Genomic DNA, 22,160 nt, shown 5'->3' on the forward strand with positions numbered 1-22,160 from the left:
AGGATAACACAAGTGTATTCTCTTTTGGATTGACATCCACAACTCAGACCCTACGGGCACGATCGGGAGAGAGCTGGGATGCGAATTTAATAACCGGCCTGCTTATCAACAACATTCTGGAGCGGCTGTTGATGGATGAAGGCGCGCAGATTGGCAGCGAACAGATCGAGTGTGCGAGTACGAATATGCGGTGAACTCCAAGAGATATGGGGCGTTACAAAGACATTTGGCAGCGTCCAGAATGGACTATCTGGCGGTAACGGTTCCTGGGCAAATACGTCAAGCCCGGCACCGGCGATGCGTCGGGTACGTAATGCTTCAATTAAGGCGACCTCGTCAACAATTTCACCACGAGCAATGTTGATCAGATAGGCATCAGGCTTCATCAACGCCAGTTCTGCTCTACCAAACATCCCGCGGGTAGCTGGGGTAAGCGGTGCTGCAATGACCACAAAATCGGCGGCTGGCAGGAGTGCACGCCATTCACCCTCACCAACCACCCGTTCAACATCGGCAACCGGACGTGGGGTTCGCCGTGATCCCCATACGCGCATTCCAAAGGCACTGGCACGCTCGGCAATCGCCTGTCCAATGTGACCTAAACCAATGATCAACATCGTGGTACCGGCAAGTTCCCGCAATTGCAAGTTTGCCTCGCGCCATTGGTGGGCGGCCTGCAACTGATGCAGATAACGAGCCTGCTTGACATGGCTGAGGGCGAAGAACATCACAAATTCGCTGATCGGAATAGCATGAACACCGGCTGAATTGGTAACAATAATGTCGCGCTCGATAACTTCAGGGATAAGCGATCCATCAACCCCCGCCCGTGGAATATGAAGCCAACGCAGCATCGGCATCTGACGCACTAACCGCGCCAGTTGCTCGTTGGAGAAGAACCAGCGTAAAAGAACTTCAGCATCAGTAATGGGAGCTTCTGGCTCCCCATTCTGATCGAACCAAACGATAGTTGCCTCCGGTGCGACCGCCATAATTCGTGGCATCAGTTCGTCGCGTAGTAGACCTGGAAGAACGAGCTTCATCGAGCAACTCTCCTGTAAGTTGAGAGACTGATCCTCATAACGTATTGTATGCGAAGTGGACGATTACTTGATCAGTCAAAAGGTGGGGTAAGGATATGTGTCCCTCCCCTCAAGCACGCTTCCATTTCGTGGGATCACGAGCTTTCAGCTCACATTCCTGTACGCGCGTAAGTGAACCTAGTCCACACTAGCGGGGAAACCTACCGCTACCATTTCCGCCCCCTCTAGGAGGGCGGGCCGCTGGCCCGTATTCTGCAAGTAAGCGATTGGCCCTAGTTCCCACCGGCGGGGGAACCCGTCCTTACTGCTTATGCCTCTCTCCTTCCCTATAACCAACTTGCGCAGAATACCGAATCCGCCTATAGTGATAGCACTCGCCAGGGATTACTGGTAGTGTGGAGTATATTGGGTAACAACCAGGATACAACAAACAAGGAGTATATTGAAATGGCTGCAGGAACAACTTCTGATCTGCGCAATGGCATTGTCATTCGCTACAACAACGATTTGTACCAGGTTATTGAATTCCAACACGTTGCCCCAGGAAACTGGCGGGCCTTTGTGCGGATGAAGCTCAAGAGCCTGACCACCGGGAAGGTGATCGAAGATCGAGTACGTGCCGGTGCAGAAATTGACATCGTGCGCATCGAGCGCCGACCGATGCAATATCTCTACCGGGAAGGTGACAGTTTCATCTTTATGGACAATGACACCTTCGATCAGATACCGGTATCGGCTGAATTGGTCGGCGATGCAGTGCGATTTATGAAGGAGAACGAGACGGTTGATCTAGTCTACGATGCCGAGAAGGATGTCATCATCGGTGTCGAATTACCGATCTTCGTAAACCTGAAGGTAGTGGAGACAACGGTTGCAGTACGCGGGGATACAGCGACAAACGTCACCAAACCGGCCACGCTAGAGACCGGTGCGGTGATTGAGGTACCGGCCTTCATTAACGAAGGTGATGTGTTGAAGATCGATACTCGCACAGGCGAGTATATTACGCGCGTGTAGGTTCACCTTCCTGAACGTTGATTCAACGGCCGAACCTCGTTAGTAGATGTACGGGCGCAGCGCTACTGTACCCCGCCGCTGCGCCCTGACCGAAGCTTCCCGAATGTACGGGCGCGGCACTGCTGCGCCCCGCCGCTATGCTTCAACCGATTTTCTTCTACGCTCTAAAAGCCTGGTCAAAAACCCGGATGTTGCATGAGGCTCGTACCGTGCATATCCGACCATTGCGTGCGCGGGCCACCATGCGTTCGCACCAGCCCCCCACGTCCCCCCTGCCTCTCCCCGTGGAGGAGCGGAAGGGGTTGGGGGAAGGTGAGGGCTGCCCTCACCCCCGGCCCCTCTCCCGCGCTGCGGGAGAGGGGTGATCTGGTGTGACGCAGGCGCAGGATCGCTGCTACTCTGCTCATCTCCCCCTGCCTCTCCCCGTGGAGGAGCGGAAGGGGGTTGGGGGGGAAGGTGAGGGCTGCCCTCACCCCCGGCCCCTCTCCCGCGCTGCGGGAGAGGGGTGATCTGGTGTGACGCAGGCGCAGGATCGCTGCTGCTCTGCTCATCCCCCTGCCTCTCCCCGTGGAGGAGCGGCAGGGGCTGGGGGGGAAGGTGAGGGCTGCCCTCACCCCCGGCCCCTCTCCCGCGCTGCGGGAGAGGGGTGATCTGGTGTGACGCAGGCGCAGGATTGCTGCTGCTCTGCTCATCTCCCCCCCTGCCTCTCCCCGTGTGGGAGCGGAAGGGGGTTGGGGGGAAGGTGAGGGGCCACCGTTCCTCAAACAATTCTGGCGATGCCATACCCAGGTTCTTGACCGTGCTCTAAGCTAAAAAGAGGTGCATAACGGGAAACCCCATTATGCACCTCGTCACTATGGTCTACCTGGCCGGATTAGAAGTCATCGTCCGGCATCGGTGGCGTACCATTCTTCTTCTTCGGTTCAGGGGCATCGACAATCAGGGCTTCGGTAGTCAGCACCATACCGGCAACGCTAATCGCATTTTCGAGCGCGGAGCGTACCACCTTGGCCGGGTCGATGATACCGGCTTCCATCAAATCAACATAGGTACCGGTCATGACATCGTAGCCGTAGTGGTTGTTATTATGCTTCCGCTGCTCATTGCGCACATTCTCAACCACCACCGATCCATCTTCACCGGCGTTGGTTGCGAGCTGGCGCAGCGGCTCTTCGAGAGCGCGACGCAACACGTTGAGCGCCATCCGCTCCTCTTCAAACTGCGTCGTTACATTATCAAGTGCCGGGATTGCGTTGAGCAGCGCTACACCGCCACCGGGAACGATACCCTCTTCGACAGCGGCACGTGTCGCGTTGAGCGCATCTTCAACCCGCGCTTTGCGCTCTTTCATTGCCGGCTCGGTCGGCGCGCCAACCTTGATAACCGCCACACCACCTGACAGCTTCGCGACTCGCTCTTGCAGCTTCTCGCGATCATAGTCAGAGGTCGTGGTCTCGATTTGCTGCTTGAGCTGAGCGATCCGGGCCTGAATGGCCTGCCTATCGCCATACCCCTCAACAATAACGGTATTGTCTTTATCGGCTTTCACGCGGCGAGCACGGCCAAGGTCTTGCAGTGTGGCACTTTCGAGCTTGCGACCGATCTCCTCCGAGATGACGGTTCCACCGGTCAAGATAGCGATATCCTGGAGCATCGCTTTGCGGCGATCACCGAAACCAGGCGCCTTCACCGCCAGCGCATTGAGCGTGCCGCGCAGCTTATTGACGACCAAGGTAGCAAGTGCTTCACCGTCTACATCCTCGGCGATAACCAGCAGATCTTTCTTGCCACTGCTCAGAACTGCTTCGAGGATCGGGAGCAGATCCTTGACCGAGCTAATCTTCTTGTCGGTAATCAGAATATATGGCTCATCGAGCACCGCTTCCATGCGGGCCGAGTCGGTGATGAAGTAAGGCGAGATATAGCCGCGGTCGAATTGCATACCCTCGACCAGCTCGTGCTCGAGGTGGGTACTCTTACCCTCTTCAACTGTCACGACACCATCACGACCGATCTTGTCCATGACCGTTGCTAGGAGTTCACCAACTTCGGCATCTTGGGCCGAGATGGTCGCGACATTGCGAATTTCATCGCGCGTCTTGAGGGTAATAGCCTGCTCTTTGATCCGAGCAACCAGTGCCTGACCACCTTTGTCAAGGCCGCGCTTGAGCAGCATCGGGTTAGCACCGGCGGCGACCAGCTTCAAACCCTCGTTGATAATAGCCTGGGCAAGAACGGTCGCTGTGGTCGTACCGTCACCCGCTACATCATTCGTCTTGACCGCAGCCTGCTTAAGCAATTGTACACCCAGGTTTGCGAAGGGATCCTTTAGCTCAATCTCCTTCGCAACACTTACACCGTCGTGGGTAACGGTTGGTGCTCCCCACTTTTTATCAAGAGCGACATTTCGACCACGTGGGCCAAGTGTCGTCTTTACTGCCAGAGCCAGCGTATCAATGCCTTGCTTCAGTGCTGTACGAGCTTGCTGATCGAAGAGCAGTTGTTTCGCCATACTGCTTACTCCTCCACGATGATTCCTAGAATATCTTTCTCCTGCAAGATTAGATATTCCTCATCGTCAATCTTGAATTCAGTACCGGCGTATTTGGCGTACAACACGTGCTGACCGACCTCGACACTCATCGGGATCAGTTTCCCATCATCAGTTCGCCGACCTGGCCCGACCGCAATAACTTCACCCTCCATTGGGCGCTCTTTGCTCGCGGTATCGGGCAAGAAGATGCCACCTTTCGTCTTCTCTTCACGTGGCTTTGGTTTCACCACTACACGATCATTCAACGGTCGAACATGCACAGGCTACCTCCTCTTCGTTCAGGTTAGGGGGTAGCAATCATCGCTACCCCTTTCGCCTTATCAACTGGCAACTTGACCCGCACTACCTGTTGAAGCCGTTAGTAAGCGATGCTGGCGAGTCAGCAGGGCGAAGGCTACAGCGACCAAGATGAAGATCAGGCCAATCCAGAATGTCTGCGGCTGCGGAAGAGCAATTCCGAAGAACCGGTCAAGCGTGTACGCACCTGGTTCCCACAAGCCCATCACTGCGGCCAATACCAGCAAGACAAGGCTGTACTCGCTACCACCGTTGCTGATCCACAGACCGTGCGACCAGTGCACGAGCGCAATCGCTGCGATCATCACCGCAATGATTGCCAGTGGGCCAAGCGGGTGGAACAATCCGAGTGCAAAAAGCAAGCCACCACCAAACTCGGCAAGACCGGCCATCAGTGCCCAGAAGCGCGGTGCGCGCAAACCCATTCCGGCTAGCCAGTCAGTCGTTGCTCGCAAGCCTTGACCACCAAACCAGCCAAACAGCTTTTGCGCACCATGCCCCATCATGAGCAGCCCGATGACTACTTGCAGGATGAGCAGACCCACATCCATCGTCATTGTGCGTCACCTCCTTGATCGTCAACGAGCATCAGCACTGACAAACCTGTCAGACCGACGACACGGTGATGATGCAAAGAGTTTACGCCTTTGTAGATAAAAAATCGATGTTAGATCGCTATCAGCGCAGTGTTAGCAATGTGTTAGAAGTCAGATGGCAAGCACCACGAGGTATCGCTCAGAGCGAGTGAACACTGAGCAGCCACTAGAAATCTCTCCTGAAAAGTTTAACCATGCCATCCCTACAGCGAACTCGAACGATGTGTACATTGCAACAACCCCAGGTGCGCCGGGTCAGACCGTTACCATCGGTTTCCGGTCCCAGGGTGTGCGCATCGGGCGCTGGACGAACTACGCGGAACTGACCAGCCCGGCATTCTTTGGCACGTACATTGATCCCTTTAGTGGTGAAGTAGTCCGTCCGTAACGTTCATCAATAGAAAGAATAGTGTTCATTGATGGTCTCCCCTCTCGCAGCCAGCCTACGAGAGGGGAGACGTTTATTGACGACTCACGAACCTACGGTGCTGTACGTGGTGGCAATGGTATGCGAACTTGTGGCCCGAACTGCGCATCACACAAGAAGAGCGGGTTTTGGCCGTCGCCGTGGTAGTTGTATAGCTGATCGCCGACGCGCAATTGCACAAAGAGACCGTCGATCAAGACCTGGATATAGACCATACCCGGTCGTGGACAACCAAGAGCACCGTCGGGCCAGGTGACTGCTGCAACCTGCACGACCTCAATGGTTGACACGTCAATTCCCAGACGCTGGGCCAGGTCTTGCTTCGCCTGTTCGATTTGTTTCTTCAACGCCCCATCGAACGGCGGACTTAATGGCTGAGCATTTGGCGGTAACGCGGGAACTCCGCCCTGATCAGCAGGTGGCATAGGTGTCTCCTTGACCGGTGGTACAGCGGGTATTGGTGTTGCAATCGGTGCCGCAGTTGGTGGCAATACAACAGTCGGTACAACGGACGGTGCTGTTGATACCGTCGGTTGCGTAGACATCGTCGGGAACATGGTGGCGGTTGGTTCAGGCATCGTCATCTCACGAGTTGCCGCTGGCGGTTGCGTTGGCAGCGATTGTTCGGGTAATGGCGAGGGTTGACCAGAGAGAGCAGTGCTCGACGTACCACAACCCGAAAGAAGGAACACGCCGCTTATCAAGATCACAATCAATCTACGCATAGGCTTTCCCATACCGGTAGCAAATGAATGTCTTGCTGGTATAACGTATGACTATCGCGATTGGTTCCACACCATGGCCCTTTGTACAGGAAGGATGGATTGGCGTAAAAGAGAGGAGGGGTTTTCAGTGTTTTCATCGTTGACTCCACTGCAAAAAGGTGATCTTTCCACCACAGAGACCACGGAGATCGCAGAGACTAAAGATAATTTTATCGTTCATTGAACATAGGGTTGTGAACATTTTTCTTCCATGCGCCCAATGGCCAAAAATGATCCTTTTATTCATCAACCTTACACGCTCTGTGTACGCTGTGTGCTCCGTGGTGAGTTTTTTCAGTGCACTCATCGTTGGTATGATAAATGCTCCTTCCCAACGAACGACGATACACAAGCGATGAACGCTCCATACACTCAAAACACCCCCAACCAATACGGTCTGCTGGATGCGCGGGCCTGCGGCCCGCGTTCTTCAGTATACGACTAGAAACCATCATCACCTGGGATACTCGATCGAGGAAGGAAGGGGTCCCCATACCGATGCAGTGACACCCATAATCGGTGGTATACAGCGGGTTGGTCGCAGATTACTATCGGAACGACATGCTGCATATCTCCGCATAAACTGCGGACGGTCTGGGACGCCGTTCCTGCTTTTCTCCTGTGAGCCTGATCAAAAACGTTTCATCGGGCACGTACCGTGCCCGTGCGACTATGACGGGAGGAGGTGCCAACGTCCTTTCGCTCCCGCCCCACCCTCCCCCTTCCTCTCCCGCGCTGCGGGAGAGGAAGGGGGGCTGGGGGGGAAGGTGAGGGCCGCCAAGCGTACTCGGCAGCACCGACAACTATATTCGTATCATTAGCGAGCCTGATCAACAGCCTAGGTTTTCGATCATGCTCTGAGACATAACCACTATTGGGCAGGGCAATCCTGTACCGAGGGCATCAAGATACCCCTTCAAAACAATAGACGCCAAACGGCGCTAAGCGTAACTCCTCACCGATACCACGACGCTCAAGACTATGCGGTGCAACCTGCAACAGCTCGGCGCCAACCGGTTGGGGTGCTATGAATCGACAAGGCAGCGCAGCGAGATTAACGATACCGATCAGTCGACGCTGATGAAACTCTCGACAAATGATTAACACATCACCAGCACTAGTCGTAACCGACTGACAGGATACCGTTCCATAACGTAGAGCTGACTCGCGACGCCAGAGTGTTAACAATCGTGGTAGTACTTCGCGATCTGCCAGCTCTTGCCCGTTCCAGAGAGCTGGTGTCAGGCCACTAAACAGCATTACCGCCCACAATACCTGACTAAGCCGTGAACCACGCAAGCCATCAGCAAGTGGGTTGCAATCTGCCGTATCGTGTGCTTCAAGGAAGCCGATGCGATAGGCGCTGGCGTACAGTTCGGCGTAATCGGCTTGATAGGCACACCATTCTGCTGGCGTAATCCGCCGCATCGCAAGGTGCACCAGCATGTGATGGCTGGGGTAATCAAACCAGCCACCGGCAAACTGAGCTGAGCGTGGACCCGAAAGGGTGCAGAGTACCGTCAGCGATGGCCGGACTGCAACTAGCTCGCGTAGTGCCTGCACCATCAGTTCAGAGCCAGCACTGGCCCGCAACGGCGGACGACGAATCCAGGCCAGGGCAGCACTGTACGGGGCTACGGCGCGAATACCATCAAGGACAAAATGATCGACCTGTCTGAGCACCCACTGTTGCCAGTATAGCCGCCAGTCGTTACGCATCCAATCAAGGTGGTAGCCCCCTGCTGGCAATGCTACCCCCGGATGCCGCCCTACCGCCAGCGCGTCGGTCGCTACGCCAATGGCGAATGCTCCAGCTTCATCGCGAATAAACCATTCTGGATGTTCATTGAGATAGCGTGAATCGGGTGCACAACCCTGCATTGCAATGTCGAGCAAGACTCGCATCTCATACTGATGGGCGGCAGTAATGAGCTGCTGCAACGCCGCTTCATCGCCACAATCCGGGTCAATTCGTTCGAGATCACCTATTAAGTGCGGACGATCACCGACGGTGTGCCACGGTAACAGACATAGCGTATCAACGCCAAGCACCTTCAATTCTGGTAGACGTAAACGTAATCCATCGGCTCCACCATGTTGCCGGAGATCAGCAACATAGATGATCGCATCACGAAGCCAGCCTGCCGGTGGTTGCGGCAGTGGGTTCATGGATCGATAGATCGTAAGTGCTGCGGGCCATGTCTGCTCCGTAAGGGCGAACACCTGTCTCCCCACGGTAAGACGTTCATCTGAACGAAGCCAGCAAGCGACAGCAATTTCATATGCCAGTGATACTGCTTGATCACCACCCTGAATGTAAGGGAGAGCAGCCTCCTCATCGCTGGCGTACCAGCACAGAAAAGTCAACGGCAAATGAGAATTCGTCAGTGCCATGACCCCACTTCCTTGCGTAGGTGCCGGTTCAAAAGCACTTCCTCCCCGCACACCAGGCGCAAAGAAGCGGCGCGGCAAAACATGACGATCCTGAGTAACTGCAATATCGAACGGTGCACGTGGGCGCACACTGTTACCGGGCGCTTCAAAGGTACAATGAGCCGGTGTGCCAATCCGCAGGTGGGGAATAAGCAGACGCACGCCGTAGATGCGCAAATCGTCACCACTGACATTTTCTATCTCGACCCACCGCTCGATAACCTCACCCTCGAGCAGATAATGGTCAAAGATTTTTAGTGGCCCCAATCCGACAATGATCGTCATCTGCAACCGATCATCTGCCTTAACCGCCAACCGATACCAGATATAGCGGGCAAAGGTCTGGGCAGTAATCCAGTTATTTGGAGAACCCAGAGCCACGTCAATCCCAGCACTCGGTAAGCCATAGCCGAGAACGTTCAGGCTATTATGAAGACGGAGCGTATGCAGTGCACCACTATCGGTTGACCAGCCCAGTTCATAACGAGCGGTGCGTAGCATTATCTGGTCGGTCTGTTCGTAGAGTTCGTAGCTCATTCATCGACCGGTATGGTCTGTAATAGAGGGAACAGATGTTTGCTGAGAGATTATAACACGGCCAGCGCGAAGCACTGACGTTCAGACATGCGCGAAACATGGGCACTACCGCTCGTCATCACCGCCGGGAATACGCCGTATCCGGGCAGCGATGGCTACTGCTCCCAGCAAAGCCAGCGTTGAGCTGCAAGCCACCAGTGCCAACCAGGTCGCATAACGGCTAAAGACCGCTCTAAACGGTGAGTCGTCTGGTTCCTGAGCTGCTTGAGAAAGGAATGAACCAGTAATACTGAGACCTTTTCTCAACAGCGGAGCTGGAGTTTGGTCGGCAGCGTAGAGGATTGTTGGTGTCAGGAGCGTGAGATTAACGATCCACGCAATCAGAAAGATCACAAACCGATGCCACTTCATACTTGTCTCCCTACCGATAATGACAACGGCTCTATCATAACGCGATTCTGTCAATAGACATCATTGTCTATTTCTTCAAAACCATCTGTTGGGGGCCATCAGGAGGAGCAAGGCGGCGCTGCGCCCCTCGTTGGACAACAGCGTAACAGAATTTCACCGGCTGATGTCAGGTCGCGGGCTACAGGCCCGCGCTTCCCAGGTCCGCGACTGATGTCAGGTCGCGGGCTACAGGCCCGCGCTTCCCAGGTCCGCGACTGATGTCAGGTCGCGGGCTAAAGCCCGCGCTACAAGGCCCGCGCTACTCAGGTCCGCGACTGATGTCAGGTCGCGGGCTAAAGCCCGCGCTACAAGGCCCGTGCTTCCCAAGCTCGCGGCGGATGTCAGGTCGCGGGCTAAAGCCCGCGCTACTCAGGCTCCGGCGGATGTCAAGACGCGGGCTAAAGCCCGCGCTACAAGGCCCGCGCTACTCAGGTCCGCGGCGGATGTCAGGTCGCGGGCTAAAGCCCGCGCTACAAGGCCCGTGCTTCCCAAGCTCGCGGCGGATGTCAGGTCGCGGGCTAAAGCCCGCGCTACTCAGGTCCGCGACTGATGTCAGGTCGCGGGCTTTAGCCCGCGCTACTCAGGTCCGCGACTGATGTCAGGTCGCGGGCTTTAGCCCGCGCTACTCAGGTCCGCGACTGATGTCAGGTCGCGGGCTAAAGCCCGCGCTACAAGGCCCGCGCTACCCAGGCTCGCGGCGGATGTCAAGACGCGGGCTAAAGCCCGCGCTACAAGGCCCGCGCTACTCAGGTCCGCGGCGGATGTCAGGTCGCGGGCTAAAGCCCGCGCTACCCAGGCTCGCGGTGGATGTCAGGTCGCGGGCTAAAGCCCGCGCTACCCAGGTCCGCGGTGGATGTCAGGTCGCGGGCTAAAGCCCGCGCTACAAAGCCCGCGCTACAAGGCCCGCGCTACCCAGGCTCCGGCGGATGTCAGGTCGCGGGCTAAAGCCCGCGCTACTCAGGTCCGCGGCGGATGTCAGGTCGCGGGCTTTAGCCCGCGCTACCCAGGCTCCGGCGGATGTCAAGACGCGGGCTAAAGCCCGCGCTACAAGGCCCGCGCTACCCAGGTCCGCGGCGGATGTCAAGACGCGGGCTACAGGCCCGCGCTACAGGGTATAGAGCGGTATTTCCAGAAACTCTCTCAAACCATCCGCCGCCCCTTTACCACTTGATCGTCAGCAATCAGCCCGTCACGCATGCTGATAATTCGCTCGGCATACTGCGCAACATCGTGCTCGTGGGTAACCAGGATGATAGTAATGCCCTGTTCGGCATTAAGTCGCTGAAAAATACCCATAATCTCGGTACCGGTGCGGGTATCGAGGGCGCCCGTTGGCTCATCAGCCATAATGATGCGTGGCTCATTCACCAATGCCCGCGCAATCGCAACTCGCTGCTGTTGCCCACCCGACAACTCGTTCGGACGGTGATGCAGACGGTCTCCCATACCTACTGCTTCCAAAGCGCGCTGTGCTCGTTCCCGGCGATCAGGACGCCCTCTGCCATAGAGCATCGGTAATTCAACATTCCGCAACGCCGTTGTGCGTTGGAGCAACATATATTGCTGGAACACAAAGCCAATCTTCTCGTTACGAATGATTGCCAGTTCATCGTCACTCAGTTCGCCAACATTGACCCCTTCCAGCAAATACTCGCCTGACGTTGGTCGGTCAAGACAACCGATAATATTCATCAGTGTGCTCTTTCCACTGCCCGACGGTCCCATAATTGCGACCATCTCACCCTGTTGAATACTGAGCGAAATACCCCGCAGCGCGTGAACTTCGGTCTCGCCCATAATGTACACTTTTGTGATGTTGTGTAGTTGGATAAGTGGGTTCATTGTTCCTCAAAATGCTCTCAAGGCGTCTTGCAACATTGTCTGATCACATTGTACCTGAAAACATCCGGTGTCAGCCTGCCAGAGATGATAACTGCCAGTTCCCGATCCGGTCTCAGCCACCGTTACCACACCGTGTAATGACAGGTGAGACAGGTTCCTTCAATAGTACGGCCAACAACTGTCTGACACCGATTTGTCGCAAAGACTGGTATAATAATGTCAATAATATGACGTGATACAATTGCTTTTTGTTGAGGTATTTATGACCGATTCGACTGCTGCCCGTCCTTTAGAGATGGATAAAGCCTACGAACATCGTCTCGTCGAGCAGCGACTCTACGCATGGTGGGAACGGAGTGGTCTTTTTGCACCGCGTGACGATGCGCCGCGGCCACCGTTTGTTATTTCCATTCCTCCACCGAACGTTACCGGTGAGTTGCACCTCGGTCACGCGATGTTTGTGGCGATTGAAGACCTGCTGATCCGCTGGCGCCGTATGCAAGGCTACCAGACGCTCTGGGTACCTGGTACCGATCACGCCGGTATTGCTACCCAAACTCAGGTTGAGAAGTTGCTCGAACGTGAAGGTACCTCGCGCCAGGCAGTTGGACGTGAAGAGTTTCTGCGCCGTACCTGGGAATGGAAGGAAAAGTACGGCGGTGAGATTACTCGTCAGTTGCGCAGACTCGGTGCCTCGTGCGACTGGTCGCGTGAGCGGTTTACTCTCGATCCCGGTCTTTCGCGGGCAGTACACACCGCATTTAAGCGGCTCTACGATGATGGTCTGATTTACCGCGGTACCTATCTAGTCAACTGGTCACCGAAATTACAGACCGCAGTTAGCGACCTTGAGGTCGAATACGAAGAACGTCAAGTCTCGATCTGGTACGTGCGCTATCCAATTCGTACTGCGGATTGGTCTGGCCCAACAGTACCCTGGGGATCGGGACAATGGGCAGCCGGTGCAACCGAGTTTATCACCGTGGCGACGACACGCCCTGAAACGATTCTGGGTGATACAGCGGTAGCCGTTTCACCCGGTGATGCACGGTATGCTCACTTGGTTGGCAAGGAAGCTATTCTGCCGGCGTTAGGCCGTCCTATACCGATTATTGCCGATGAGTACGTCGATCCCGAATTCGGTTCTGGGGCGGTCAAGATTACGCCAGCCCACGATAAGAATGACTATGAAGTCGGTAAGCGCCACCACTTACCGATGATTAATATTTTCAATCCTGATGCCACGATCAATGAAGCGGGTGGACCTTACGTGGGCCTAGATCGCTTCGAGTGTCGCAAGGCCATCCTGGCCGATCTCGAACGTGAGGGTCTCTTGGTTAAGACCGAACCGCATAAGATGAATGTTGGCATCAGTCAACGCGGTGGCGAAGTGATCGAACCACTCCTTTCTGAACAGTGGTTTGTGCGTACCCGTCCGCTAGCCGATCTGGCAATTGCCGCTGTGCGCGATGGGCGGGTGCGGATCGTACCTGAACGATTTGAGAAGGTCTACTTTCACTGGCTTGAAAACATTGAAGACTGGTGTATCTCGCGTCAGCTCTGGTGGGGGCATCGCATCCCGGTCTGGTATATGCCTGATGGCTCGATCGTCGTCCCCGACCCCGATGAGCCGCCACCACCTGAAGGTGTGCAAGACCCCGACGTCCTCGATACTTGGTTCAGCTCTGGCCTTTGGCCCTTCAGCACGCTTGGCTGGCCCGATGATACTGAAGATTACCGTCGTTTCTATCCCACCAGCGTGATGGAAACCGGGTACGACATTCTCTTCTTCTGGGTAGCCCGGATGATGATGATGGGGTGCTATTTGACCGGTCAACCACCCTTCCACACGGTTTATCTCCATGGCCTGGTGCGCGACGAGCATGGCCGTAAGATGTCGAAGACGTTTGGCAATGTGATCAATCCTCTCGACATCATCGAGCAGTACGGTGCTGATGCGCTGCGTTATACCTTGGTCACCAGTGGTACACCTGGCCAGGATGTCAATCTCAACCCGCAACGGATCGAGTCGGCTCGTAATTTTGCTAACAAAATCTGGAATATCACTCGCTTTGTGATCGGTAAACTGGATGGTCTGCCGCGTGACGAATCGAGCAAGGTTAGTCTCGAGTCGTTGCAGACGGAACCCTATACCCTCGCCGACCGTTGGATTCTCTCACGCTACGCCCGCCTGGTGGCCGAAGTGGATCGCTTGCTGGAAGGGTACAATTTCGGTGAAGCTGGGCGACAAATTCACGATTTTCTCTGGGGTGAGTTTGCCGATTGGTACGTCGAGATTGCTAAAGTTCAGCTCGAAGGTGATGAGCAGCGTACCTTGTTGACCCGCAAGGTTCTCTATACCGTTCTCGACGGAAGCTTACGTTTGCTACATCCCTTTATGCCCTTCGTCACCGAAGAGGTTTGGCGGTATTTGACCGAGGCCTACCAACGCTCTGATCCAGAACCAACGATGCCGTTCAATGAACTTGGTCTACGTACCTTAAGCTACGCATCGTATCCGACACCGATGGTAGGTTTTCAGGAAGAGGCGGTTGAAGCCGATTGGAAGCTGGTGCAGGAACTCATTGTTGCCATTCGTAACGTGCGCAGTGAGTACAAGGTCGAACCGGCAAAATGGGTGGCAGCGACTATCGTAGCCGGTGAACGTACTGACCTCTTACAGTCACAGGCACCACTGATCAGTCGGTTGGCTCGCATAGCTATCAATGATCTGGTGATTGTTCCTGAACTCAACGAGCGTCCTGCGCAGGCAGCATCAATCGTGATCGGGGCGGTCGAATGTTTCCTCCCCCTGGCCGGTATGATCGATCTGGCTGCCGAACGGGCACGGCTGCAAAAAGAACTTGCTCAGGCTGAGGCTGATGTGGCTCGTCGCACTGCACGCCTGAATAACGAGAGCTTTACCAGTAAAGCCCCCGTACACGTTATTCAACGTGAACGTGAAGGACTGGAAGCAGCGCAAGCCGCTCTGGCCCGCCTCCGTGAGCGTCTTGCCGAACTTTCCTGAAAGGTGAGATTCCTCCGGTAGCTTTCTGCTCTCCCAGTTGCATTTGTAGGGGCGATGCGGTACATCGTCCCTACGATCCTTCAACGATAGTATCGGCTGTAATGTGCCATTCTGCCGGCGTATGAAGCCGGTAGAACAGCATACCGCACAGGATTGTGACTTCAACGACCCCACTGGCAACTGTGGCAATGGGAACGGCCAGAACACCGACTGTTGGCCACAACGCCATCGCTACCCCCAGCCGACTGAGCAATTGGGCAGCATTGGCCATCAGTGGTGTGCGGGCATCACCAAGCGCAACCATCGCCCGTCCGCTGATCTCAACAATGACGTAAATCGGTAGGCCAAGGGTAAATACCTGGAGAATAGCAAAGGTCAGATCGCCAGCCGCACTATCAAAGGCTCCACGCTCGAAGATCAGTCGGATCAACCAGCGACCGCCACCGATTAAGGCCAGCGCACTGAAGGTGGCGAGTATGACGGCGATCCCAACAGCAGTAAGCCAGCGCTGTCGAAACAGGGCACGATGACGGTTTACCGCAGCCGCAGCCAGATAGGGAAACGCAGCCTGACCAATTGCCATGCCACACAGCCGTTGCGGTAAGTTACCGAGCAAGAGGGCGTTGTGCATTGCGCCCAATCCAGTTGCCTGGCCGCCTAAACTGGCAATCGCAGTATCTACGATAGCGTTTCCATAGTTGATCGTCCCTGAAATCGCACCAGGTATCGCCAGGTGGAGAGTCCCTCGTACCAGTGGATCGCGCAGATGCCATGCCGGTCGCAGCTTGAGCCGATGATGCCAGAGGCCGGGGATCAAGATTACCAGTTGGATCACCGAATCTCCCAGCGAACCAATAGCCGCCGTCACGATGGTCGGTTCTGGCATAAGCAGAGTCAGAATAATCATCGTGTTACGTAAAGCAATTCCTGCTGCTGGTAAAAAGAACTGACCACGAGCAATCAATACCGCACTGAGAACACCTTCAGCAGTGAGGAGCACGATTTCGGCAATCAGGATGCGCGTCAGTAACGTCGCGAGTGCTTGTGTTTGCGGATCAAGACCCGGCGCAACAATCCAGCGCAGGAGTGACGGTGCACTGAGCCAGAGGGTAAAAGTAACCGGTATGGCGACCACCAGCATCAGGGTTAACATCCGGCTGACCAACAACGAGATGGCACGTCCATTCTTGCGCGCTGCGATCAGAAGGTGGGGAACAAGGGCATTGGTTAAGGCACCACCGGCAATCAATGTGCTAACCGTTTCCGAAAGTCGAAACGCCGCGTAGAGCGCTGCTGCTTCTTCACCTACTCCGAAATGAGCATTAAAGAGGATTTGCCGGACTACGCCTAGCGCTGCTGAAATGAGAAAGGCTGCCATGAAGATAAGCGAGCCTTCTGCCGTTGAAAGGCTAAGCGTTGGCCAGGCGTACCACGGCGTTGTTCTGAGACGTTGCCAGATCATAAATGAATGCAGTCCTGATGTAACACAATGGCTTTTCCTGGCAATGACGGCTTTTGTTGCCGAGAATGAGCGATAGTCTGAACCGCTCTCTATCGTAAGGTTCGGGTAAGCGTCTCTTTCTGAACGGGCAGTACAACCGCTCACGAAAGTGCCATTGACTCTAGATGCGTACAATTTCCCCCTACCAATATGCGTGCTGGTTGTCATCATAGCAGATATTTGATCCGTGTCGATTATAATAGAACCAAATCATACCTGACCGTATCTGTCAGAGTATCAGTGCGACGAACACAATTCTTTCAAGACTGCTATGATCTGCCATCGCATCGGTGAGCAGCAAAGGGCATCATGCACATGGGTTCTATCCTGCCAACCCCCCGACTCTTGTTTCTTGTCTTACTAGCGACCCCACTGATTGCCGGTGCAGCATTTGTCTCTTTTCTCAATTGGATAGCAGTACTCTATTTGCTAGTGGTCGGCGGTATTCTGGTCAGCGATGTTCTGTTATCGCCACAACCCGATCAGATTGAAGCTGAGCGATTGCACGACACTCGCTTTTCACTGGGAGCCGACAATCTTATCACCATACTGGTAACCAACACCAGTGCTCAGCCACTACGGTTTACATTGCGTGATGAATACCCAGTTGAGCTGCCGGTTGATCGTGATCTGTTGTCGGGTGTTGCCGAACCCTTTGGTCTGTGCGAATTACGCTATCACGTGCGTCCACAACGGCGCGGTGATTATCAATTTGGCGACATTGTCATGCGCTACGAAGGCATACTCGGCTGTCACCAACGCCAGGTACGCTTTCCGGCCTCCCGACCGGTGCAGGTGTATCCGAATCTGCTTGAAGCGCGCAAGTACGATCTATTGGTGCGACGTGGTCAATTGCAGACCATAGGCTTGCGTTCGATCCGACAGTTAGGTCAGGGGGGTGAGTTCGAGCACTTACGTGACTACACAACTGATGATGAGTATCGTCGAATTAACTGGAAGGCAACCGCTCGTCGGGGCAAGCCGATTGTGGCCGAGATTGAAGCCGAACGCAGTCAACATATCATCTCGGTGATCGATGCCGGTCGATTAATGACTACTCCGGTTGCCGATCCGTTAAATCCAGCCGATCCCGGTTTAACCCGCCTCGATTACGTGGTCAACACAGCCCTGATGCTCAGCTTTGTGGTTCTCAGGAAGGGTGATCAGGCCGGGATGCTGACCTTTGCCGGTAAGGTTGAGCATTTCATTGCCCCACGTAAAGGCAAAGTACAATTTCAACGCCTGCTCGAAGCGCTCTACAATGTGCAATCACAGCCGGTTGAAGCTAACCTGAGCGCTGCCTTACATTACATCGAACAGCACCAACCACGGCGAGCATTGATTGTCATTTTTACCGATGTGACGAATCCATCGGTCGTCCAACCACTGATCACGCAAATTCGCCGCCTGGCGCGTCGTCATTTACCGCTTCTGGTTACGATCAGCGATCCCAACATAACCGGTGTAGCCGGACGTCCGGTACGTGATAGTCAGGGTCTGTTCCGCCGTTTGGTCGCTGAGCAGTTGGCCGATGAGCGCCGCACCCTTCTCGAGCAGATTCAGCGCAGTGGCGCGCTCACTCTTGATATACCGGCGACTGAGTTGACCGTTTCGGTCGTCAATACCTATCTGCGTCTGAAAGAAGAGGCACGGTTGTAAGGAATATGATTCATGTTGTTCTGATGTTGCTGCTTGTATTCAGTCATCTGTACCGTGTGGTGCCTGTGCAGGCGCCACCGGTACGAACCATCGAGATTGGTCATTCCGCTGAAGGACGCCCAATCGAGGCGGTAGTGTTTGGTGATGGTTCCCGTAAACTGGTGGTCGTCGGCGCCACTCATGGCGCTCCTGAAGCCAATACCTATCGCTTAGCACTGGCCCTGATCGAGCACTTTCGCGCTCATCCCACTGAAATACCGCCAGACGTACGGTTAGCGATCATTCCGGTGCTTAATCCTGATGGGCTGGCCCGTGGATGGCGTTTCGACGCGGCTGGAGTGGATTTGAACCGGAACATGGACACCTCTCACGATACCTGCCCAGAGAATGACTGGCGACCTCGGGTGCAGGGTGCACGCGGTATTGTTTCGGATACCGGTGGCCCCTACCCCGACTCGCAGATTGAAAGTCGTATTATCCGGGCCTTTCTCCTCGATGCGGCAGGAGCCATCTTTCTCCACTCTAACGCCGGGCTGGTCTTTCCGGCCAGTTGTGAGCACTCACCTTCGATTGCGATGGCACAAATTTATGCCGCGGCAGCCGGTTATCAATACACCCGTTTCTGGGATCGGTACACGATCACCGGTGGAATGCACGATTGGGCTGCCGGTTTGGGAATTGCAGCGATTACTCCTGAACTGCTGACCGGCGACCAAATCGAGTTCACCGAGAATCTGGCCGGTTTGCGCGCCGTGCTGAGGCATTCCGCTGAAGTATTACCTTTGCCTGAAGCGGGAATGATTAACGAAATACCGGTACCGCCTGTCATCTACCGTTTCTGGCGAGCAATGGGTGGTGAAGACCGTTTTGGGGTACCGTTGGCTCCGGCGACGGAAACAACCACTGGTATGCGTCAACGCTTCACACGAGTAGTCATCGAAGTTGATGAAACCCAACGCGACACGATAACCTACGTTCGTCTGGCCGCAGTGGGTAAGGAGGCAATGATCGCGCTGGCCTACGGTGGCGCCGATACTATAACGCCGTTCAGCGACTGGCCGTCAGGACCCTTCGCAGAGTTCTGGCAACGTGGTGGCGGCCAATTTGTATTCGGTGATCCGATCAGCCTACCCTTTGCAAGCCTCCTCCCCGATGGGAGTAGTCGTATAGCGCAATATTTTACCCGTGTGGTTTTCTTCCTTGAGCCGTCTAGTGGTCAAATCGAGCTTGCTCCACTCGGCTTGTGGGATGCTGCTCGTACCCAACTAACGGCACCAGTAGTTCAACACACTATTCGTTGACCGTTTCACCAACAACCGTTACCCGTCCACACACCGGACAAGTCCGCGCTTCAGGCTGCTGCGCTGGTCCACTGGGCAACCGTCCTCCACATGGACACACATAGCCAACCAACCGGGCTGGGTTCCCCATTACTAACCCATAATCGGGAACACTGCGCGTCACTACCGAACCAGCTGCGACCATGGCAAAACGTCCAATCGTAATACCACACACAATTGTTGCATTAGCACCAATACTCGCTCCATACCGCACCAGAGTCGGCGTCACCGTCCAATCCTCTAACCCCTTGAGTGTGCCATCGGGATTAATCGCACGCGGTGTCTTATCGTTGGTAAAACAGGCGTGCGGGCCTACAAACACCCCATCTTCAATCGTTACCCCACGAAAGACGGAAACATTACTCTGAATCTTAACCCGACTACCGACTTTTACACCGGCATCGAAATAACAGCCTTTACCAATAATGGATTCACTCCCAATCACGACATCTTCGCGGATCTGAGTCCAGTGCCAGACACGAGTATTATTACCAATAGAGGCCTTCGGATCGACGGTTGCGGTCGGATGAATAATAGCCGGACTCATTGTGCTTTCTCCTCGACAAACGCGATATTAGGACAAAAAACTGTTAATCTTACTTTATCACAATGGCACCGATCCTGAACAGAATGAAATGATAGGAGTGGTTGCCCAACCCTATTGGAGTAAGGTTTCATCGAATTACCACAGTCAACCTTTCGGAGCCTGATCAAAAACCCGGATTTCTCATCGGGAACACACCGTGCCCATGCAACCATGGCGTGAGGAGGTTGCCATCATTCTTTTTCGCCAGCTTCGCCAGCCCCCACCTTCCCCTTACCGCTGACGGCAGGGGACGAGGGCGAAAGTGAGTGGCTCCCATCTCCCCGTAGAGGAGCGGCAGGGGGCGAGGGCGAAGGTGAGGAGCTCCCATCTCCCCGTGGCGGAGCGGCAGGGGGCGAGGGCGAAGGTGAGGAGCTCCCATCTCCCCGTAGAGGAGCGGCAGGGCACAAGGGGGGAAGGTGAGGGGCTCCCATCTCCCCGTAGAGGAGCGGCAGGGCACGAGGGGGGAAGGTGAGGGCCACCAAGCGTGCTCCGCAGCACCAGCGCTGACACCAGTGCACCCCTCCATCAGGATGCGGGCCAACGGCCCGCGCTCCCAGCACGCAACCATTGCGTGGGAGGTTGCCAATATTCTTTCACTCCCGCCGTTCCCCCTTCCTCTCCCTGTGGAGGAGAAGAAGCGGGCGAGGGCAAAGGTGAGGAGCTCCCATCTCCCCGTGGCGGAGCGGCAGGGGGTGAGGGGGGAAGGTGAGAGGCTCCCATCTCCCCCTTCCTCTCCCGCAGCGCGGGAGAGGAAGGGGCTGGGGGAAGGTGAGGGCCGCCAAGCGTGCTCCGCAGCACCAGCGCTGACACCGGTTCCCCCCGTTCCATCCATCAGGATGCGGGCCAGCGGCACGCACTCCCAGCACGCAACCATTGCGTGAGGGGGCCAACGTTCTTCTTCTCCAGCCCCCACCTTCCCCCTTCCGCTTGCGACAGGAGACAACGGGTGCGGCCCTACCATCCCCCCTTTCTCGCCCGGTGGAGAAACGGCAGGGGACAACGTCAAAAGGTACGGCCCTACCATCCCCCCTTCCTCGCCCCGTGGCGAAACGACAGGGGACAACGGCAAAAGGTACAGCCCCTACCATCCCCCTTCCTCGCCCGCAGCGCGGGAGAGGAAGGGGCTAGGGGGAAGGTGAGGGCCGCCAAGCCCGCTCCGCAGCACCAGCGCTGACACCGGTTCCCCCGTTCCATCCATCAGGATGCGGGCCAGCGGCACGCACTCCCAGCACGCAACCATTGCGTGAGGGGGCCAACGTTCTTCTTCTCCAGCCCCCACCTTCTCCCTTCCGCTTGCGACAGGGGACGAGGGGGAAGGTCAGAAGACACTATAGATACCCCCTTATCCAGTGCAAAATCGCCGGCACATCAACCTGTTCAGGAAACGTTGTATCTACCGTATGGAGCGGTCCACCGAGTGGTAATGGCTCAATAGCACCCCGAGTTCGCACCAGCTCGAGATCGGTGGGAGAGCAATCGTCGCAGTGACCGGGATGCCGCTGCTGCTGTACAACGCGCCTGAGAATACGTTCAACTAACACTTCACCATCGGCAGTACAGCGAATTTGGATGGGCTTAAAAGGAGCAACAGCGTGCAAGTACAGCATCCGTGCTGTATCCAGATCAGCGCGAAAGTTGCTTTCTGCAATGAGCGATTGACCACTGCTCAGAATCGTTGCAGCCGTATGGTAAAGGATTGAAATCGCTGTAGCCCCAACGCTTCGTGACCATTCCCGATCCGACCAGCCCAGCCCATCAAACATCAACTCTTTGAACGTATCCTTGCTCAACAACGGCAGGCGCAGGCCACTGGCCAGCGCCCGTGAGAGCGTTGTCTTACCCGTTGCCGGATGACCGGTAATGATGATCAACGTTGGTGTTTGCATGTCTTCGTAGGGGCGACGCACCGCATCGCCCCTACCCCACCTACATGTCATGAGCAAACCGATCCTTACGTTTCACCTAAAATCGGCATTTCGCACCGCACAACGTGTCGAGATATTATCCCAACCCACTGCCTGACAAGATATAACGATCAGGAAACGTCATTTTTTGATCCACCCGTAGGGGCAAAGCAATGCTTTGC

17 protein-coding genes are annotated in these 22,160 nt (G+C 55.4%); 5 read left to right on the plus strand and 12 right to left on the minus strand.

The genetic code is table 11. The features are described 5' to 3' along the window. Window positions 1–86: 86 nt before the first annotated feature. Complete coding sequence (locus QTO31_RS10790) at window positions 87–1,043, minus strand: D-2-hydroxyacid dehydrogenase (RefSeq protein ID WP_301429084.1); 957 nt, start codon at window positions 1,041–1,043, stop codon at window positions 87–89. A gap of 447 nt (window positions 1,044–1,490) precedes the next feature. On the opposite strand from QTO31_RS10790, the gene efp reads away from it, so the two are divergent. Continuing rightward, on the plus strand, window positions 1,491–2,060 hold the full coding sequence (efp, locus tag QTO31_RS10795) for an elongation factor P (protein ID WP_028460163.1): 570 nt from the start codon (window positions 1,491–1,493) through the stop codon (window positions 2,058–2,060). Between the two features lie 874 nt (window positions 2,061–2,934). On the opposite strand, the gene groL is transcribed toward efp, so the two are convergent. The 3 genes from groL to QTO31_RS10810 are packed head-to-tail and all read right to left on the minus strand — an operon-like array spanning window position 2,935 to window position 5,468. Beyond that, window positions 2,935–4,572, minus strand: coding sequence for a chaperonin GroEL (gene groL, locus QTO31_RS10800; protein WP_301429085.1), 1,638 nt, complete (start codon window positions 4,570–4,572; stop codon window positions 2,935–2,937). Between the two features lie 5 nt (window positions 4,573–4,577). After that, the gene (locus QTO31_RS10805) at window positions 4,578–4,874 is read right to left on the minus strand and encodes a co-chaperone GroES (RefSeq protein WP_028460165.1); all 297 of its coding nucleotides are present in this window, start codon (window positions 4,872–4,874) and stop codon (window positions 4,578–4,580) included. A gap of 60 nt (window positions 4,875–4,934) precedes the next feature. Next, entirely contained in the window at window positions 4,935–5,468 is a 534-nt protein-coding gene (locus QTO31_RS10810) for a DoxX family protein (protein ID WP_301429086.1), read from the minus strand. Between the two features lie 154 nt (window positions 5,469–5,622). On the opposite strand from QTO31_RS10810, the gene QTO31_RS10815 reads away from it, so the two are divergent. Further along, on the plus strand, window positions 5,623–5,895 hold the full coding sequence (locus tag QTO31_RS10815; RefSeq protein WP_301429087.1) for a hypothetical protein: 273 nt from the start codon (window positions 5,623–5,625) through the stop codon (window positions 5,893–5,895). Between the two features lie 92 nt (window positions 5,896–5,987). Here the strand turns inward: QTO31_RS10815 and QTO31_RS10820 are convergent, their stop codons facing one another. The 5 genes from QTO31_RS10820 to QTO31_RS10840 all read right to left on the minus strand — a co-directional run bounded on the left by QTO31_RS10820 (window position 5,988) and on the right by QTO31_RS10840 (window position 11,960). After that, a complete protein-coding gene (locus QTO31_RS10820) occupies window positions 5,988–6,659 on the minus strand; it encodes a hypothetical protein (RefSeq protein WP_301429088.1) in 672 nt (223 codons plus the stop codon). Continuing rightward, window positions 6,647–6,796, minus strand: a complete 150-nt coding sequence (locus tag QTO31_RS10825) for a hypothetical protein (RefSeq protein WP_198018725.1) — start codon at window positions 6,794–6,796, stop codon at window positions 6,647–6,649. The genes QTO31_RS10820 and QTO31_RS10825 overlap by 13 nt, the downstream gene beginning before the upstream one ends. An 805-nt stretch (window positions 6,797–7,601) precedes the next feature. Continuing rightward, entirely contained in the window at window positions 7,602–9,668 is a 2,067-nt protein-coding gene (locus QTO31_RS10830; RefSeq protein WP_031460510.1) for an alpha-amylase family glycosyl hydrolase, read from the minus strand. 105 nt (window positions 9,669–9,773) lie between these two features. Then, on the minus strand, window positions 9,774–10,079 hold the full coding sequence (locus tag QTO31_RS10835; protein WP_031460511.1) for a hypothetical protein: 306 nt from the start codon (window positions 10,077–10,079) through the stop codon (window positions 9,774–9,776). A gap of 1,179 nt (window positions 10,080–11,258) precedes the next feature. Then, a complete protein-coding gene (locus tag QTO31_RS10840; RefSeq protein ID WP_301429089.1) occupies window positions 11,259–11,960 on the minus strand; it encodes an ABC transporter ATP-binding protein in 702 nt (233 codons plus the stop codon). Between the two features lie 262 nt (window positions 11,961–12,222). On the opposite strand from QTO31_RS10840, the gene QTO31_RS10845 reads away from it, so the two are divergent. Then, complete coding sequence (locus QTO31_RS10845; RefSeq protein ID WP_301429090.1) at window positions 12,223–14,988, plus strand: valine--tRNA ligase; 2,766 nt, start codon at window positions 12,223–12,225, stop codon at window positions 14,986–14,988. A 70-nt stretch (window positions 14,989–15,058) separates the two neighbouring features. Here the strand turns inward: QTO31_RS10845 and murJ are convergent, their stop codons facing one another. After that, window positions 15,059–16,450 (minus strand): murein biosynthesis integral membrane protein MurJ, encoded by a 1,392-nt coding sequence (gene murJ / locus QTO31_RS10850; RefSeq protein ID WP_031458294.1) that lies wholly within the window; start codon window positions 16,448–16,450, stop codon window positions 15,059–15,061. A 348-nt stretch (window positions 16,451–16,798) separates the two neighbouring features. Between murJ and QTO31_RS10855 the strand changes: the two genes are divergently transcribed. Both QTO31_RS10855 and QTO31_RS10860 read left to right on the plus strand, forming a co-directional pair. Next, entirely contained in the window at window positions 16,799–18,148 is a 1,350-nt protein-coding gene (locus tag QTO31_RS10855; protein ID WP_236631113.1) for a DUF58 domain-containing protein, read from the plus strand. Window positions 18,149–18,153: 5 nt separating this feature from the next. After that, the gene (locus tag QTO31_RS10860; RefSeq protein WP_301429091.1) at window positions 18,154–19,449 is read left to right on the plus strand and encodes a M14 family metallopeptidase; all 1,296 of its coding nucleotides are present in this window, start codon (window positions 18,154–18,156) and stop codon (window positions 19,447–19,449) included. On the opposite strand, the gene QTO31_RS10865 is transcribed toward QTO31_RS10860, so the two are convergent. Both QTO31_RS10865 and QTO31_RS10870 read right to left on the minus strand, forming a co-directional pair. Then, window positions 19,439–20,035: an acyltransferase gene (locus tag QTO31_RS10865; protein WP_301429092.1), complete on the minus strand. Its 597-nt coding sequence runs from the start codon at window positions 20,033–20,035 to the stop codon at window positions 19,439–19,441. The two genes, QTO31_RS10860 and QTO31_RS10865, sit on opposite strands and share 11 nt — an antisense overlap. 1,367 nt (window positions 20,036–21,402) lie before the next feature. Further along, window positions 21,403–22,011 (minus strand): AAA family ATPase, encoded by a 609-nt coding sequence (locus tag QTO31_RS10870; RefSeq protein WP_301429093.1) that lies wholly within the window; start codon window positions 22,009–22,011, stop codon window positions 21,403–21,405. Window positions 22,012–22,160 lie beyond the last annotated feature (149 nt).

It is taken from the genome of Chloroflexus sp. MS-CIW-1 (genome assembly GCF_030444705.1).
Classification (GTDB): Bacteria; Chloroflexota; Chloroflexia; order Chloroflexales; family Chloroflexaceae; genus Chloroflexus.